This window comes from Nitrospira moscoviensis (assembly GCF_001273775.1).
Lineage (GTDB): Bacteria > Nitrospirota > Nitrospiria > Nitrospirales > Nitrospiraceae > Nitrospira_D > Nitrospira_D moscoviensis.
Genome location: NZ_CP011801.1, coordinates 4,491,403 through 4,509,472, shown reverse-complemented (window position 1 = coordinate 4,509,472; position 18,070 = coordinate 4,491,403). Strand labels below are relative to the sequence as shown.

The window sequence follows — 18,070 nt, the reverse complement described above, 5'->3', positions numbered from 1 at the left end:
GATGTCGGATCGCTCTCTGACCAGGCGCCAGTTCCTGCGCTACGCCGCGGCGCTGGCGGCCCTTTCAGCCGGCAGCCGGCTCACAGGATGCGCGTCGAGCGTCGCCCGGGCGGACGGTCCTGTCGAGCGGGAAAGCCGGGCTATCCTCGACGAGGGGCTCAATTGGGTCACGAAGCAGTCGGCGGAACGTGTCTGCTCACGCATTGCGCGGGCCGGATTCAACGTGTTCATCCCCTGCGTCTGGCACGGGCGGGGCACCATCTGGCCGTCGAAGCTGGCGCCCTGGGATAGCCACAACGTGCGCGCGCAGGGGTTCGATCCTCTGGGCAATCTGCTGCAGACTGCCGGGCGGTACGGAATCGAGGTGTATCCGTGGTTCACGGTGTCGTTGCGGCAACGCGAATTCTTCCAGGACTTTTATGACAGCGGCACGCCGGCTCAGCGATTCGACGTCCATCTACAATCCTTTCGCGAGTTCATGTCCTCGCTGATCTTCGAGGTTGCCGCGGCATATCCGGTTCACGGCATCAATTTGGATTTCGTCAGCGCCGGAGGCATCAGCGACAGCCCCCGCTGGGTCGAGGACTATCGGCGGAAGACCGGACGCAATCTGTTGCTGGATCGCCAGGTCAGACGCATTCCAGGATGGGACATGAAAGAACTCATCGCCTGGCAGGCCGCCGCCGTCACGGATCTGGTGAGGCGCGTGTCGTTGAGCTGCAGGCGCGCCAAGCCTGACATCGTCGTCAGCATGTCGGGCGATCCGGTGCATCCGCTGTTGAGACTCGAGGGACACGATAGCGCGAAATGGGCGGACGATGGATTGATCGACGTCCTCTACAACATGCATTACGAGCCCGCCCCTGATTTTGCGGCGATGAAAACGATTCAGTCCGCCATGAAGCGTCCGGAGGCGATGGTCGTCGGCGTCGGAAATTACGAGGAAGCCACGGCTACCAGCCCTGTGCGGTCACGAGAACCGGAACGAGTCGCGGATTTGATCCGAGACGCCAGAACCCTCCAGCAGGGCAACGGAGTGTGCGTCTATTTGTACAGCATGCTCAACGACGCGCAGATCGACGTGCTGCAAACGGGCGTGTTCGCGAAGCCCGCACGACCGCGGTGGGTGAAAGCGGACGCTTCTGCAGATCCGAACGGCGTAGGACGATCGCGATGATTTCCGGCAATGTTCATACACCCAACCCCTCGCTTCGGCACGACGCTCCGATGGTGTCTATCATCATGACGACCTATAACGCAGAGCGATTCATCAAAGCATCCGTGTTGGCAGCCTTAGCGCAAGACTATCCGAACTTCGAAGTCGTTGTGGTGGACGACGGCTCGACTGATCGCACAGCTGCCATCTGCGAAGAGATCCATGATCCGCGCCTGCGGGTGCATAGGGCGGAAAGAATTGGGCGGAGCAGAGCCTTGAACAAGGCGGTGGAACTCGCCCGCGGCGAATACATTGCAAACAATGACGCCGATGATCTCAGCTTCACCTACCGTTTGAGCTATGTGATGAAATTTGCCCGCCTTCAGGCGGATGTTGCTTTTATAGGAACCCCGGCGGTTCCGACTCAGACCTTTGTGGATCACATTGCGGCAGAATCTGTTCCACCGGAGGAGTCGAGTGAGGACACCCAAGGCAATGTAGTGTGGCCGAGCAGAATCACCGTGTTTAGAAGAAACTTATTCAATCACTCAACATTGGTCTATCCCAAGACGGTGTGGCGTCTGATGGGCGGGTACGACGAAGGGTTGGATATGTGCGAGGATTACGATTTTTATCTCAGAGCCATGCAGTTTGGCAGAGCCGCGATTCTCCCCAAACCGACAGTCGTCTGGTTAACCGAATCGGGTGGATACTTCCGAAAGAAATCGATGGCCGACTACTTGAAGACCATGAATCTCATCAAGCGAAGGGCGTACCGCTTGCTGAACTTGCCTCTATGGATGCGGCCGTATCATGCGCTTTGGACGCAGGTGTACAAAGCGGGCATATTGTATCGAGGCTGGCCTGAGCCCGGTACGTAGCCCGGATCTCATGAGCGGGTCTATGCCGTTAACCGAGCCGACACCTTCATCGATCAACTTAGCGGTCGTCTTGCCCAGTGATTTTGAGGAGCGTCCGACGGGGGGAATGCTGACGGCTGTCAAAAACTTCCTGAAGTCCACGAAGAACTATCCCCTGAACATTACCTTATTCGGTCTGTGCTGGAGGCAGGACGAGACGGTTGGTCATGTGTATAAGCGGACCATCCATGGGGTGTCTTATCCGTTTATCCCTTTGTGCAAGTTGACTGAGCGGGAAGTGAATGGGCATCGTCCACTCATCCCCCTCCGGGCCAAGATGTTCTGGTCATGCCTGCGCAATCGACATCTTGTGACTCAGCGGTCATTCGACGTTCTCTACCTTCATGCTCCTGAACTCTATCCCCTCATGCCGTTCCAGCGGGCTCGTATCGTTTACCATGCGCATGGCACCGAGGAATGGGGAGCGCAATATTCCAGGTATTGGATCTGCCGAACGTCGGCATTCAGAAAACTGTATACGACAATGATCAATCAGATCGGCAGTCATGCGGATCAGTTTGTTTGCATCGACCGGCAATGCTACGAGGTATACCGTTCTCGCTGGCCCGCGAGGGCTCAGGATATCCATTTGGTGTGGGGGAGCGTGAATGCCGAGCTGTTTAAGCCGCTCTCGCAGGAGGTTCGTACCACGATAAAGAATCGGTACGGCGTTCCTCACGATGGCAAGGTAGTGCTTTTTGTCGGGAGGTTGACTCGGCTGAAGGGAGTTCATTTGATCGTCGATGCCGTTGAGCACTTGAGGCGTATCAGGTCGGACATTGTCTTATTGGTTGCCGGCAACGGCGATGAGGAGCGCTCGCTTCATGAGCAAGTCCGCACAGCCGACCTTGGGTCCTGCGTGCGCTTTCTCGGCAAGGTTCCTCAAGAAGAGTTGCCGGCGCTCTATAACATTGCTGATTTGACGGTTGTCGCGTCCGAGCAAGAGAGCTTGTGCTTCACCATTCTGGAGTCCTTGGCATGCGGAACACCGGTGGTCAGCACTCGCGTAGGGGTCGCGCCATACGTGATCGAGGACGAGCGATCAGGGGTTCTTCTTGAACACCGAACGGTGGACGAAATTATTCGGGGAATCGCAGCAGGGCTTGAGTTGCCTGCCGAGCTTCGCCAGGAATGTGTGAGGCTCGCGAGTTCATTGAACCAAGCTTCCGGGACGATTTGTGATCTCATTGGGAGCCTCGGGCGTAGGAGATAAGCACTTCGAAGGTTCCAAGGCAGCGGCCCCACGGTCCCTGCCATCACACAAAGATCGGTGAGAAGTTCAGCTTATGATCGGAATGTCCGCGCTTCCTAAAATCTTAGTCATCGGTCCGACCCCGCCGCCGTTTCATGGGGTGAGCGTGGCGACGGAGGCCGTGCTGAAATCCGCTCTTCGCGAGCGGTTTCGATTGGAACATCTCGACCTGTCCGACCGCCGCGGGATTCAGCATGTCGACAAACCGGATCTCCACGACGTTGTGCTGTTCCTCAAGCAATGGTGGAGACTGATCGCGATGCTGCGAGAGGAACGACCGGCGGTGACGTATCTGCCGCTCTCCCAATCGACGATCGGTTTCCTGCGCGACAGTTTCTTGATCCTGCCGGCTTGGCTCTCCGGCTCTCAGGTGGTGCTGCATCTGCACGGCGGGAATTTCAGGACCTGGTATGACAGCCGATGGTTCCTCATGAAGGCCTCTGTGCGGATGGTCCTCCGGCGGGTGTCGTACGTGGCGGTATTAGGTGAGTCGCTCCGACACGTCTTTGACGGACTCATGGCGCCGTATCGAATTGCCGTCGTACCGAACGGTATCAGTTGGCCTGTGGTCCGAAAGCTGCCGCATGAGCCGCACAAGCCGCGCCGGTTTCGAATTTTACACTTGAGCACCTTGAGTCGGCTGAAGGGTGCTCTTGTCTTGTTGTCTGCAATCCCGATCATCGTGAAAGTTCGCCGGGATGTGGAGTTCATACTTGCCGGTCCTTGGTCGGATGAAGAGGATCGCCGGCAAGCGGAAGCGATGATCGCTCGCCATGGACTGACAGGCCACGTCGTGTTTACCGGACCTGTTTCCACCCTGGACCACAAACGATCGATCTACTCATCGGCGGACCTGTTTGTGTTTCCCGGCGTACAGCAAGAAGGCCAGCCGCTCGTCGTCCTTGAGGCGATGGCCTCCGGCTTGCCCGTGCTGTTCACGGACCGGGGTTGCCTGAGGGATACCGTCACAGAAGGAGAGTGCGGGCTCGAAGTCCGGTCCGGTGATCCCAAGCATCTTGCCGAGCAAATTCTCTGGTTCCTCGACCGTCCGGAGGAGATTGAACGAATGGGTCGGAATGCTCGGCAACGATTTGAGCGGTTCTATACGAGCGAGCGATTCGTCCGACACGTCGGTGATTTGTTTACGCTTGCGTCAGGAGGATGGCGTCCTCGTCGCGACGTTGCGTCGGTCGGGGTCGGCGGAACCGAACGGCACCAGGTCCGATAGGTAAAGGAACGTAACGATGTGCGGCATCGTCGGAGTCTTTGACACGGCCGGTCGGGGCATCGCGGAGGAGCACCTCGCCGCCATGCGGGATTGCATGGTGCAGAGAGGTCCGGATGATGCCGGCTTGTTCATCCATCGGGATTCCGGCCTTTTTGTCGGGCTGGGCCATCGCCGGTTGTCGATCATCGATCTGTCCCCGCTTGGGCGGCAACCCATGTCGACGGCGGACGGATCTCTCCGGATTGTCTTCAACGGAGAAATCTTCAACTACCGTGAGCTCCGGCGGCTGCTCTCGGAGAGCGGGCGATACGCCTTTCGTTCGCACACCGATACGGAAGTCGTTCTGTACGGGGTGCGGGAGTGGGGGCTGGACGGATGTTTGAAGCGTCTCCGCGGCATGTATGCATTTGCGCTCTTCGACCAAACGGACGGTTCGTTGACGCTGGTCCGTGATCCGCTGGGCGTCAAGCCCCTCTATTACTCGCGACAGCCGGCGGGGTTCGTCTTTGCTTCGGAGATCAAGGCGATACTTGCTGCTCCTGGTGCGAAGGCCGCGCTCAACGACGAGGCGTTATATCATTATTTAACGTTCGCGAACGCGCCCGCGCCGCTCACGTTCTTCGAGGGCATTCAGAAACTCGAGGCAGGAACGTATCTGCGCATCGATCGGCGCGGCCGTCCTGCGCACACCCGTTTTTGGGATCCGGCGGCATTTGTCCCCGGCCGCGCTCGACTGACGGAACCGGAAGCGGTGGCTGAGCTTCGGCGTTTGTTGCGGCAGTCTGTCGCCAGGCGCATGGTTTCAGACGTGCCGTTCGGCGCATTCCTCAGCGGCGGCGTGGATTCGTCGTTGAATGTGGCCTTGATGGCGGAGCTGCTGGACAAGCCGGTTGAAACATTCTCCATCGGCATCAAGGGAGATGCCTCGAACGAGTTCGAGCATGCCCGACAGGTCGCCGGACATTTCGGCGCCCGTCATCATGAGTTGGTGATCGACGAAGATGACTTTCTCCATTTTCTGCCGAAGATGCCCTATGCCCAGGACGAGCCGCTTGCCGATCCGGTCTGTGTGCCGATTTATTACCTTTCGAAGCTTGCGCATAATTCCGGCACGCTGGTCATTCAAGTCGGCGAGGGCAGTGATGAATTGTTTGCCGGATACCGGACCTATCACCAGTTTGCCGGGTGGGAGTCCGGCGTCTTCAGTCGTTACAAGAAGCTGCCCCTGAGCTTGCGGCGGATAGTCGCCGGTGCGGCTGCCGGTCGCGCGGCACCCGAGTTGGCCGATGCCTGCAGAAGGGCGGCTGAGGATGAACCGCTTTTTCTGGGAAACGCGATTGCGTTCTGGGACGGCGAGAAGGATCGGCTGCTACAGGGAGGACGAGGAGCCTGTTCTACGTCCGGGCGGTGGATCGCCGAGCTGATGCGCGATCTACCGGCGCACGACCCGCTGCTCCGCATCATCAACGTCGAGTTGAAAAATCGCCTGCCCGAATTGCTGCTCATGCGCGTGGATAAGATGAGCATGGCCCAGTCGATCGAAACGCGCGTGCCGTTTCTCGACGAAGACCTGGTGGAATTCGCCCTTACGATTCCATCCGATCTGAAATACAAAAAGGGGAAGACTAAGTATCTTCTCAAGCAAGCTGCGCGCGGGATCATTCCCGACGAGATCATTGACCGGAAGAAATGGGGATTTTGCGGGTCCGCCACCAACATGCTGACCGGTCGTCTGGCCTCCTTCGCGCAAGAACGGGTATCGAAAAGTCGGTTGATCCGAGAGCGATTCGACGCCGGCGAAGTCCGTCGTCTTTTTGAAAGCCACCGCCATCAGCCTCGATTCAACAGTTTCAAGATCTGGAATCTGCTGAATCTCGTGCTCTGGCACGAATGCTGGTTCGAGTGATCTAGAGCTTTCTCGCCATTCCTGGGACAAGCAGAAACTGAGTCTCTGTACAGCTAGTGCCTCGGAGGCTGTGCCCACCACCTTTACGTTTTCTTAACCCCTCTTTGAGTGCCATGTAACAGGAAGCTGCAATAATTTCGCAATATCTTCTAAGCACGGGGAAAGAATATGTACATCGTCGATGTGAGAGCGTTTAGCGCGATAGGAGACGGGGTCACGGATGACACGAGTGCGATTCAATCTGCGATTACAAATGTCGGCGGTTCCGGTGGCACGCTTCTATTTTCACCTGGAGTCTATAAGACAACCAGCCCCTTAACGCTACCTGCCGTCGGGATTCACATTATTGGCGCCAATACAGGCGGTAGTTTTGGCGCGGTTCTACGCCCATACAACTGTGCCGCTTTCTCCATAGCATCCGTTCATCACTGTTTCATTGAAAATCTCATGATCTGGGTTCAGGGGACGACGCCTCCCGCGACCTACATTACCCTGCAAGATTGCTACAGCATAAAACTGAAGGATATACGAATCCATCTTGATACCACTTACGAATGCACTGAGGCAGCAATCCTGCAGACCAGCGGCAATGATGTCGTCTATGACCATGTAATCGTCAGGTCAGATGGAGACTATTTCACGGTGGGCTTCAAATTTGCGAACGGCTGCGGCACGGCAACCCTCGTTGGGTGCGATGTAGAAACTTGCGGTACCGGTATTCTGCATCTAGGAGGGCAAATCACGGTGTTGGGGCTCTATAGCGAGCGCCTGGGGCAATATGGTGTCTCGCTTGAACCGAGCGGGGACTCAACCGCCGCGTTTCGCATGTTCGGCGGACAGCTCATTGCCGACAATAGCGCTGTAGCCATTGCGGTAAAGGATGGGTGCAAAAATTCGTATATCATTGGCACCTATGCGACACGAGCAAATAACAGTTTTCAAGGCTGGATCTATGGGCTCAGCGGCTCGTCGAACATCAAAATCGATACCGCGAATTTCGATTGGTCGAAGTGGGGCTCCAGCGTCTCAATAGATCCGTCTGTTTTACGATTGCAACCCTTGCGGGGGTCTATTACATGGAATCCCGGTAGTCTCGCCGACGGTGCAGGGGAGACCTCTTCAGCCATTACGGTAACTGGAGCGACATTCCTGCATGGAGTAGAAGTACGTCCCCCATATGATTTGCAAGGCATAACCTGTACTGGTTACGTCAGCGCGGCTGATACAGTTAAGATCCGACTTCAAAATGAGACAGGTGGGACGATTGACCTCGCAAGCGGTACGTGGAATGTAGTGGTCCGAAGAGACTAACTGAATCCATGAGGTCCGAGTGCTAGGAACGCTTAGCGATTGTCTCTATGGCTAAACTTAGGTGGAGCTCCATCACTATTTTGCTGAGAGCGCCGATGCAAATTTGGAAACGCATGGTTGTAGTCGGTCTGTGTGGACTTGGGACAATTTGGGCTGGGAGCGGAGTCACACTGGGTCAGGGATCAACTGTGATGGAAGACCCGCTGGTCGTTCTCTCTGCTCCTAATCAGGCCTTACTTCAATTATCCGGAAATATTTGCCCTACGTTCCATGGATGTGCGAATGGAGAAACATACTTTACGGTCAGAGGAATGTACGGGGATTTAACCGGCAACTCGTTCAAAATCACACACACCGCGGATGATATCATTGCGCCTCATTTTCGGGTTGAAAGAAACGGTGCGGTCCATATCACGCATAGCACGAATATCGCCAACGAATTTTGGTTAGGCCCTCCTAATTGGGCACAACCTATTTATAATGATGGCACTCAGGATCTTTCCTATATGTTAGCTGTCGGTAACGATAATTCCGGTACTGTGGCGGGAGCCTCAATCATAGCATTTGGTCTACCATCCTATAGATATACAGGTGTGTACCCATCACTCATTCAGGCCTACGGCTCTGTTGGGTTAAGCGTCGGACGAGGAGCCGGACAACTGACCGGCACGAAGGTCTTCGATGTCGCCGACGATGGCGCCATGCAAATAGGGAAAAAGCCGTTCGCGTCGTTGCCGGCCTCACCGAACGGGACGATGTATTACTGCCCGGATTGCGCCTTTACCAATCCATGCGCCGCTGGAGGCACCGGAGCCTTCGCCAAACGGTTGAACGGCGCCTGGCGCTGTGATTGATGGTTAGCGGGTACAGATGCGAAAAACTCGTCTCTCGTAGTCCGTTTGGAATCGCCCGCGCACTATGCCTCCTTGGACGTTCCCTCCAGCATGTCAATGAGTTGAGAGACTGGTCTTCGGCGGGCGGATTTGCCCTCGCTTGAGTCCATTAACAATCAGTTAACTCAATCTTGATCTTTGCGTGTCCCGTCGAACACCTACCATGCGCTAGACTTCCACGCCTTCTGAAGGCGCGAATGGCTGTTAGCAGTGGAATCTGTTCCTTGGTCATCTGCGTCTGACACTGGGCTCCAAGTGCGAGTGCTGTACCTGGAGAATACTCATGGCGGGATTGATAAGCGCTCTTATTGGAATGACGATAGAAAAAACACCTGCCTGGAATCGCCTGTGCAGTCGACTGGTCTCGGTTCGGACATCGGCGATTCCGCTCGAAGTGTATCGGTCCTCCAAGAAGCTCAATCTAGGCTGCTCAGTCCACCGACTGCCGACGTATATCAATGTGGACGTGCAGGAGAAATTCAAGCCGGACATTGTGTCCAACGCCACCTCGTTGGCTTTTGCCGGTGACAATGAATATGACTTGATCCGCGCGAGCCATATCCTCGAACATTTCGACCTGAAGGATTGCCGCTCGGTTCTCGCCGAGTGGCGTCGAGTCCTCAAGCCCGGCGGATATCTGATCGTGTGCGTGCCGTTCTACGAAGCGCTGGCGTGGAGAACCGTGCTCTGGCCGAAAGGGTTGGCGCTGGATGAAAGGACGCTGAAGAACGGATGGATCAATGGGCTATTCGCATTAGACCTGCCGGCTGAATTCCGACACAAGATGGTCTTCTCGGAAGCAAGTCTGCGCGGGCTCCTTCATGAATGCGGCTTTCAAGTGAAAGCGCGGCTGAGTTATTTCAAAGAAGAACCCTACACGCTAGGCATCAAAGACGACTCCTGCAACGCGTTTTCTCTGAACCTTGCAGCGGTCAAGCGATGAGGAAGGGCGTTCTGCGGATTTCTGTGGAGCCGGCGATCACAAGGAGCGCCCATTGTCCCTCCGGAGCGTTCTGATAGGATAACCTTCCCTGTATACAGCCGAGCCGGCGTTCTCTACCTTACAGATCGGACGATGTTGCTTCATCTTTCCGCTGTTTAGCAGACCGTCTGCTTCTCTTTCCTCCCTCCATCTTCGGCAGCTGACGGCGTCTGGGTCGCCGCCGGTTTAACAATTAGTTAACTCAATCTTGAACTTTGTGTACCCACCCGAAAATATCCCCTGGAGTACACTTTCGCATTCCCGCTGCAGTCTTCGTCACAGCCTATGAGCCTCCGGTATGAAACAAGTCATCCAGAATTTTAGAACCGGCGTCTTGAAAGTCGAATCGGTCCCCGCCCCCGTTGTCTCCGCCGGGCAGGTGCTGGTGGCCAACCGTTTCTCGTTGATCAGCCCGGGCACCGAGCGATCGACCGTCCAGGTGGCGCAGAAAACCCTGCTGGGCAAGGCGCTGGAGCGCCCTGAGATGGCGAAGAAAGTATTCGCCGCCGTTCAAAAGGACGGATTGCTCGCCACGATGCGCCGCGTGTCCGATCGCCTCGAGCATCCCGCCGCGCTCGGCTATAGCTGCGCCGGCGTCGTGCTGGAGGTCGGCCGGGGAATAGCGGGCCTGGCTGCCGGCGATCGCGTCGCCTGCGCCGGCCAGAACTACGCGTCGCATGCCGAGATCGTCTCCGTGCCGAAGCACCTCTGCGCGAAGGTGCCCGACGGTGTGAGTTTCGAAGACGCCTCGTTCGTCACGTTGGGAGCGATCGCTCTGCAAGGCCTCAGGCAGCTCGAGCCGCGATTGGGCGAACGTGTCGCCGTGATCGGGTTGGGGCTGCTGGGACAACTGACCGTGCAACTGCTGAAGGCGTCCGGATGTCGCGTGTTGGGATCCGACCTTGACCGGTCGCGACAGGAGCTGGCCGCGGAGCTGGGCGCCGATTGCACGACCGGGCCGGCCGATTTGTCAGCAGCCGCGGAGGCGTTCAGCGAGGGGCGGGGGGTCGACGGCGTGATCATCACGGCGAGCACCAAGTCGGACTTGCCGGTGGAAGCGGCCGGACACATCGCCCGGCAAAAAGGGCGGGTCGTCGTCGTGGGCGCCGTCGGCATGACGCTGCCGCGCGAGCCTTACTACAGGAAGGAACTCGAGGTCCGGCTTTCGATGTCCTACGGCCCCGGCCGGTACGACCGCTCGTACGAGGAAGAGGGCCGCGATTATCCGTTCGGGTATGTGCGCTGGACGGAACAGCGCAACATGGAGGCGTTCCTCGATGTGCTCGCGCAGAAAAAAATCAACGTGGCGCGTCTTGTCACGGACCGCCATCCGATCGATCAGGCCGAAACGGCCTATGAGCGTTTAGCTCAAAGTTCGAGTGCCTGCCTCGGCATGCTGATTTCCTATCCAACGGCAGCCGGTCGTTCTGGTCCCTCCGTGCTCCCGCTCAAAGGGGCGCGCCCGGCCGGGCCGGTCAGGATGGGAATCATCGGAGCAGGCCAGCACGCGCGGGACATGTTGCTGCCGTCGCTGTCCCGCCTGCCGGATGTAACTATTGCGGCCGTTTGCACGGGATCGGGCATCACCGCAAAGAGGATGGGGGAAAAACTCCAGGCTGCCTCCTGCACGACCGATTTTCGAGCCGTCCTTCGCGACGACGCCGTCAATGCCGTGTTGATCGCCACCCGCCACAACACGCATGCGGAGATCGTGTGCGAGGCCCTGAGGGCGGGCAAACATGTGTTTGTCGAAAAGCCCTTGTGTCTCACGGAGCAGGAACTCGATTTGATTGCCGAGCAATATACCGGCAGCGCCGCGACGGGGCTGCAGCTCTGGGTGGGATTCAATCGGCGCTATTCGTCCCACGGCGCGAAGGTCATCGACTTTTTCCGGGACCGTAGAAATCCGCTCGTGATGGTCTACCGCGTCAATGCCGGGGCGATTTCGCCGACCCATTGGATCCAGGACCCTCAGGTCGGTGGAGGACGAATCGTCGGAGAGGTCTGTCACTTCGTCGACTTCATGCAGGCCGTCTGCGGCGCCCGTCCCATTTCGGTCCACGCCGTCCGCATCGGCAGCCATACGTCCGGGATGGCGGAGGATCAGTGCATGCTCTCGTTGACGTTCAAGGACGGCTCGATCGGCACGGTCATCTACACGGCGGGCGGCGATACCGCCCTGCCCAAGGAGCGTTTCGAGGCGTTCGGGGACGGCAAAGCGGTGACCTTGGACGACTTCGCGCTAACGGAGTTCTACTCGCATGGGAAACGGACGAGGCACAAGACCGGCGTCCGCGATAAGGGCTTCGATCGGGAAATGCGCGGGTTCACGCAGGCCGTCGCGCAGGGCGGTGCGCCGTCGATGCAATTCGAAGACATCTACGCCGTCACACGCGCCTGTCTTCTTGCGGCCGCCGGTTTGAAAACCGGGGCCGTGTATGACGTCTGACATGTTCATTCCTGACTCACCGACAGCCACGATCTCGGGACGGCCCCTCTCCTGGTATGCCAAGCGTCTGAGCGTGATGCAGCCGGGCGAAGTCTTGACCCGCCTCGGTTCGCAATGCGGGCTGGCCGTCCTGTCGATCCGGCACCATCTCGGGTTGGCGGCGGCGCCGGCCAACCGGCTCGAGGCGCGCGGCTATCGTTTCTGTCGGGCGATGGAGCCGCAGTTGCCGATATGGATCTACCGGGCGCACCTCGATCCGGGAATCTGTAATCGCGTGCTGGCTGGCGGATTGCCCGAGGGCGGATGGAACTGGCGGTGGGACGACGAGCCGGATGTGTGGCATACCGCCCCCGATACGGGACGGACCTGGCCGGCGCGGTTTTTCGGATCAATCCCGTACCGCGAAGGAAACACCTTCGGCGATGTCCGTCGGGTGTGGGAGCCGTCCCGACTTCAGCAACTGGTGACGCTGGCGCGGATCGCGGTGGAGGGGCCGGCGGCGCTGCGCGAGCGGGCGGTCGGGCTGATGGAAGCGCAGTTTCTCTCCTGGATCAATGCCAATCCCTATCTCACGGGGGTGCACTACATCTCCGCGATGGAATGCGGGCTCCGGCTTCTCGCGGTCTGCCATGCGTTCGACCAGGTCAGGCCGTGGCTCCGGCGGCCTGAGCGGGTTTGGCTGGCTGTCGTTCGGCTCGTCGAGGGCCATGCCGCTTTGATCCGGCAGCGGGTGTCGCTCCATTCCTCTCTGGGCAATCACACGATCGCCGAGGCGACGGCGTTGCTGTATGCCGGCCTCCTCTTTCCGGAGATGCCCCATGCGTCGAGGTGGCGCATGGCCGGACTCACGCTGCTGGAGTCCGAATCCTCGCACCAGGTCTTGGCCGACGGGGGAGGCATCGAGCAGGGGCTCTGCTATCTCCGCTTTGTATCGGATCTGTTTCATCTGGCCTCGGCGCTTCTTGATGCGCGCGGTGAACCGGTTCCAGACGGTCTCGAACAGGCCGTGACCCGGAGCCGGAGTTTTCTCGCCGCCATGACGGACGAGGCCGGCGCGCTCCTGTCGATCGGGGACGGCGACGGCGGATATGCGCTCGGCCCGGTGCTCGATTTCACTCCGGCGGTCTCCGGCCGCGCAACGGGACTCACGACCTTCGAGGCATCCGGTTATACCGTGCTGGAGCCGGCCGGTTCGTCGGGGACCCGGTTGATCCTGGACCACGGCCCGCTGGGTATGGCGCCCTGCTATGCGCATGGGCACGCCGATGCGCTTGCGGTCCTGCTTCGAACTGGCGGGCAAGAGGTGCTGGTCGACCCGGGCACGTACACCTACACGGGGCATCCGGAATGGCGGAAATATTTTCGCGGCACGAGGGCCCATAACACGGTCGTCGTCGACGGGCTCGATCAAGCGGTCCAGGAGACGGCATTTCAGTGGTCGTCGCCGTACACGTCGCGCCTGCTGACCTGCAAAGAATGCGCGGGCGGGGACACCATCCTGATCGCGATGCATGACGGGTATCTGGCCCGAACAGGCGTCGTCCATTGGCGCGGCATCCTCTATCGTCCCCCCGGATTGTGGGTCATCTTGGACCGGCTGACGGGGTCAGGAACCCATGACCTGGAAGTGAACTGGCATCTCGGACTCACGCCGGTTCCCGACGGTGACGGGTATATGTTGGACGGATCGATAGGCGGACTGCGGCTGATGGTTGAAGGCGGCGCGGTGGCCGTTCATCGCGGGCAGACCGCTCCGATCATCGGTTGGCGGTCGTCGTTCTATGGAGCCAAAGAACCGATGGATACGCTGCGCATGAGCCGGCGCGGGACTCTTCCGCACGAGTTCGTGACCTGTGTGGCCATGGGAGATGCGGACGGGGCAGGGCGACAGGCCGCTGTGTCACGCTTGAGAACGGTGATGGATGACGCCCACACGCATTGAGATTCTCGGGGTGCCGGTGGATTGCCTGACGATGGACCGGACGGTGGAACTCGCCGCGTCGATCCTTGCCGGCGACAAGCCGCACAGCGTGGTGGCGGTCAATCCGGAGAAAGTCATGCGGGCGCGCCGGGACCCGGCTTTACGCGGGCAGTTGCGGAGGGCGAACGTGCTCATTCCCGACGGCATCGGCGTCGTCATGGCGGCCAGAATTCTTGGACTGGGGCGGCTCCGGCGGGTGCCCGGTTCGGAATTGATGCCGCGACTCTGCGAACTCGCCGCGCGTCGCGGCTACCGCGTGTTTCTCTTCGGCGCGGCGCCGGACGTCAACGAACGCGCCGCTCAGGTCCTCTGCGAGCGGTACCCCGGGCTGATTGTGGCCGGAACGCAGCACGGCTTCCTCGCCGACAGCGAGATGCCGGCCTTCATCGAGCGCATCAATCGGCTGCAGGTCGATCTGCTCTTCGTCGCGCTCGGAAGCCCGAAGCAGGAAGACTGGATGGACCGATTTGTGCCGCGTCTGAGGGTCAAGATTTGCCAGGGGGTCGGCGGCACATTCGACGTCCTTGCCGGCCGCGTGCGACGAGCGCCTGCGGCATTCCGCGCCGTGCATCTCGAATGGTTCTACCGGCTCGTGTCCAACCCCCGGCGACTTCGCCGCCAGGCTGCGCTGCCGCTCTTTGCCGTTCAGATCCTCAAGCAACGGGTGTGTGGATGAATCTCTCCGGCTCCGACGTGGCGTCCAAAATCGTTCAGCCGCTTCTCTCCAAACCGGCGCGGCTCCCGTCCGCCACATGGCCTGGAACATGGATTATCGCAAACGGTCTCTGTCTCCCGCTGCTGCTGGGCCTGGTCTATTTCGATGCCCTGTCGGAAATGGTTCGGGTGTGGAGTGAGGACGAGAATTACGGCCACGGGTTCTTCGTCCCCTTTATCTCCCTCTTTCTCCTCTGGATGAAGCGCGACCAGATCATATCGATAGAACGACGGGGATCCTGGTGGGGCTTGCCGATCATGCTGCTGGCCATCGGGCTGTACGGGCTGGGAGAGTTCGGGACCGTCTATGCCCTGCTGCAACTGTCCTTCTGGCTCATGCTGGTCGGGCTCGCGCTCTCGGCGTTCGGACGGGATATCCTCAGGCCGGCCGGATTCCCGCTGCTCTATCTGTTGACCATGATTCCGCTGCCGCAATTTCTCTTTCAAGGACTGTCGGGTCAACTGCAGCTCCTCTCGTCCGCCCTGGGGGTCGGCTGTCTGCAGCTCGTGGGCGTCACCGCGTTCCGTGAAGGCAATGTGATCGATCTGGGTCCGATCCAGTTGCAAGTCGTGGAGGCCTGCAGCGGCCTCCGGTATCTGTTCCCCCTGATGTCGCTCGCGCTGCTCTGCGCGTACTTGTTTCACGCCCCGCTCTGGAAGCGGTTCACGGTGTTCCTGTGCAGCATGCCGATCGCGATTCTCTTGAACGGGCTGCGGATCGGAGTGGTCGGGGTCCTCGTGGACATCTTCGGCGCGGGGGCGGCCGAAGGTTTTCTGCATCTCTTCGAGGGGTGGGTGATTTTTCTGATGAGCCTGGCCGTTCTGCTCGGCGTCATGTGGGGCCTCTCGCGGATCGGAACATCGGCTGAGCGAACGGCCTGGTCCAACTTGGTGCTCATTCCGTCGCCGCAGCGTTCAGGGCGGCCGGACGACCGGGCGGCCCTCTTCGCGGGCGCGATGCCGGCGCCGCTGTTGTGCGGGGTGGGACTGCTGGCGATCACGGCGATGGCGTCGCCCTATCTGATGTCGCGCGAGGAACAGGCCCCGATCCGTGAGCCGCTGCTGGGGTTTCCGCTTCAAGTCGAGCGTTGGCAGGGCACGGTGTTTCCTCTGGAGCGGGAATACATCGACGCGCTCCGGTTCGACGATTATCTGCTGGCGGACTATCGCGCAGGGGGAGAATCGGTGAACTTCTACGTGGCCTACTATCAGTCACAGCGCAAAGGCCAGTCGGCCCATTCGCCCAGGACCTGCATTCCCGGCGGCGGGTGGGAAATTACGTCCTTGCAGACGGTGGCTGTCCCGATGATGGAGGGATCGTCCCAGTCGCTGCTTCCCGTCAATCGCGTCGCCATCCAGAAGGGCGACGCGAAACAGGTCGTGTATTACTGGTTCAAGCAACGGGATCGCCTATTGACGAACGAATATCTCGTCAAGGTGTACCTGTTCTGGGATGCCGTGACGAAAGGGCGAACGGACGGCGCCCTCATCCGGCTGGCGGCTGCCGTCCGGCCGGGGCAGGACGAACATGACGCGGACGGCCTGTTGCAGGACTTCGTGCGCGCGGTCCAGCCGGCCATCACCCGTTACGTGCCGGATTGACGCGCTATTTCCAAGAGGCGGAAGCGACACCATGTCCGGACCTTTGTTTTTCAGCTTCATCGGTTCTCTCGTCATCTGCATGGCGTTGATTCCCGCCCTGATGGCCACGGCCGGGCGGCTGCAGTTCGTCGATCTGCCCGGCGGCCGCAAGATTCATCCGTCGCCGATCGCAAAGGTCGGGGGACTCGCCTTCGGGGCGGGCACCTTCGTCGCCATGTTGCTGTGGGCCCCCAAAGATCAGATCGTCACGGCCGGTCTACTCGGCGGCGCGGTCATTTTGATATTCGGCGCGTGGGACGATCGGGTCGGCCTCGGCTATAAGCCCAAGTTCCTCGGCCAACTCCTCGCCGCGGCCCTGGTCGTCGGGCTGGGGGGCGTGCATCTGACCACCCTGCCCTTTCTCAGCGACGCGATACTGCCGCTATGGGCGGCGGTCCCGCTCACCCTGTTCCTGCTGGTGGCCGTCACCAATGCCTTGAATCTGGCCGACGGTTTGGACGGGTTGGCGGGCGGACTCTCGTTGCTCAGCTTCGGGGGCATGGCGTATCTGGCCTACCAGGCGGGCGACTGGGTGGTGATGAGCATGATGGTCCCGGTGCTCGGTGGACTGCTCGGATTTCTTCGCTTCAACACCTATCCCGCGCGGATTTTCATGGGGGACGCCGGCAGCCAGTTTCTCGGCTTTTACCTCGGCGTCTGCGCCATCGTGCTGACGGATCCTACGCGGGGACCGTATAGCCCGGCTCTCGTGAGTCTGATCTGGGGGCTTCCCATTCTCGATACGGCGGGTGTGATGATCCAGCGCCTCGCGGAGAGGCGCTCGCCTTTCGCCGCGGACAAGAACCACGTGCACCACAAACTGCTGGGAATCGGATTGTCGCACCGCGAAGCGGTCCTTTCGATCTACGCCGTTCAGGCCCTGCTGGTTGCCCTTGCCTATGCGCTGCGATGGCAATCCGATGTCGTCGTCATCGCGGTCTACGCTCTGTTCGCGTGCGCGATCTTGGCCCTCTTCATGACAGGAGTCGGCGGCCGGTTTTCTTCGATCAAGCCGAACGCGATCCATCCTCACACGGACGAGCGGGGCCTGCGCGGGGACGAATGGTACTCGACGCTGCCGGTCACATTGCTGAGTGTCGCCGTTCCGCTGTTCCTCATCGCGGGCGTCTTTCTTCCGAGCCACGTGCCCGCCGACATGGGATACGTCGCGGCGGGCCTGTCGTTCGTCGTGGGAGCGGGGCTGCTGGCGGCGCCGACGGCCGCGCCGATTTTGATCCGAACGGGGCTCTATGTCGGAGGCACGTTCGTGATTTACCTGATCGAACAGCCGGCCCCGGGTGAACCGTGGGATCTCCACACCGCGCTGAACGTGTTTTTTCTCGGGTTGACCATTTTGATCATGCTGGCCATTCGATTCGGGGTGAAGCAGCGTTTTCAGACCACGCCGCTGGACTATTTGATGGTGTTCCTGGCCTTCACGATTCCGTTCCTGCCGGAGATGCGTGTAGGGGACATCAATCTGAGCGTCCTCACGGCCAAAATGATCGTGATGTTCCTGGCCTTTGAATTGATGCTCCACGTTCTCGGCGAGCGGTTGACGCAGTTCGGCGTGGTGTCGTTGTGGGTCTTGGTGATGCTCGGATTACGAGCCTGGTGGTGACGCCGGGCCAAGGAGA

At 59.7% G+C, this 18,070-nt stretch carries 13 protein-coding genes; all 13 read left to right on the top strand.

Annotation, left to right across the window (positions count from 1 at the left end; genetic code table 11):
- The first annotated feature begins 1 nt into the window (after nt 1).
- The 13 genes from NITMOv2_RS21895 (at nt 2) to NITMOv2_RS21840 (ending at nt 18,054) form a co-directional block, all read left to right on the top strand.
- Nucleotides 2-1,177, top strand: a complete 1,176-nt coding sequence (locus NITMOv2_RS21895) for a family 10 glycosylhydrolase (RefSeq protein ID WP_053381850.1) — start codon at nt 2-4, stop codon at nt 1,175-1,177.
- A complete protein-coding gene (locus NITMOv2_RS21890; RefSeq protein WP_053381849.1) occupies nt 1,174-2,037 on the top strand; it encodes a glycosyltransferase family 2 protein in 864 nt (287 codons plus the stop codon). The genes NITMOv2_RS21895 and NITMOv2_RS21890 overlap by 4 nt, the downstream gene beginning before the upstream one ends.
- Nucleotides 2,038-2,059: 22 nt before the next feature.
- Nucleotides 2,060-3,289 carry a glycosyltransferase family 4 protein gene (locus tag NITMOv2_RS21885; protein WP_053381848.1) on the top strand — a complete coding sequence of 410 codons (1,230 nt, stop codon included), beginning with the start codon at nt 2,060-2,062 and terminating at the stop codon, nt 3,287-3,289.
- A gap of 73 nt (nt 3,290-3,362) precedes the next feature.
- Entirely contained in the window at nt 3,363-4,556 is a 1,194-nt protein-coding gene (locus NITMOv2_RS21880; protein WP_053381847.1) for a glycosyltransferase family 4 protein, read from the top strand.
- Nucleotides 4,557-4,572: 16 nt separating this feature from the next.
- Entirely contained in the window at nt 4,573-6,462 is a 1,890-nt protein-coding gene (gene asnB, locus NITMOv2_RS21875; protein ID WP_053381846.1) for an asparagine synthase (glutamine-hydrolyzing), read from the top strand.
- A 168-nt stretch (nt 6,463-6,630) separates the two neighbouring features.
- Nucleotides 6,631-7,773, top strand: coding sequence for a glycosyl hydrolase family 28-related protein (locus tag NITMOv2_RS21870; RefSeq protein WP_083448300.1), 1,143 nt, complete (start codon nt 6,631-6,633; stop codon nt 7,771-7,773).
- 191 nt (nt 7,774-7,964) lie between these two features.
- Entirely contained in the window at nt 7,965-8,627 is a 663-nt protein-coding gene (locus NITMOv2_RS23690; protein ID WP_145976477.1) for a hypothetical protein, read from the top strand.
- Between the two features lie 322 nt (nt 8,628-8,949).
- Nucleotides 8,950-9,609: a class I SAM-dependent methyltransferase gene (locus tag NITMOv2_RS21865; protein WP_083448299.1), complete on the top strand. Its 660-nt coding sequence runs from the start codon at nt 8,950-8,952 to the stop codon at nt 9,607-9,609.
- Between the two features lie 337 nt (nt 9,610-9,946).
- On the top strand, nt 9,947-12,097 hold the full coding sequence (locus tag NITMOv2_RS21860) for a bi-domain-containing oxidoreductase (RefSeq protein ID WP_053381843.1): 2,151 nt from the start codon (nt 9,947-9,949) through the stop codon (nt 12,095-12,097).
- 1 nt (nt 12,098) lies between these two features.
- Entirely contained in the window at nt 12,099-14,039 is a 1,941-nt protein-coding gene (locus NITMOv2_RS21855; protein WP_053381842.1) for a heparinase II/III family protein, read from the top strand.
- The gene (locus NITMOv2_RS21850) at nt 14,020-14,754 is read left to right on the top strand and encodes a WecB/TagA/CpsF family glycosyltransferase (RefSeq protein ID WP_202967291.1); all 735 of its coding nucleotides are present in this window, start codon (nt 14,020-14,022) and stop codon (nt 14,752-14,754) included. Before NITMOv2_RS21855 ends, NITMOv2_RS21850 begins: the two co-directional genes overlap by 20 nt.
- A complete protein-coding gene (xrtD, locus tag NITMOv2_RS21845; protein ID WP_187299306.1) occupies nt 14,751-16,394 on the top strand; it encodes a VPLPA-CTERM-specific exosortase XrtD in 1,644 nt (547 codons plus the stop codon). The genes NITMOv2_RS21850 and xrtD overlap by 4 nt, the downstream gene beginning before the upstream one ends.
- 31 nt (nt 16,395-16,425) lie before the next feature.
- Complete coding sequence (locus NITMOv2_RS21840; RefSeq protein ID WP_053381841.1) at nt 16,426-18,054, top strand: glycosyltransferase family 4 protein; 1,629 nt, start codon at nt 16,426-16,428, stop codon at nt 18,052-18,054.
- Nucleotides 18,055-18,070: the final 16 nt, after the last annotated feature.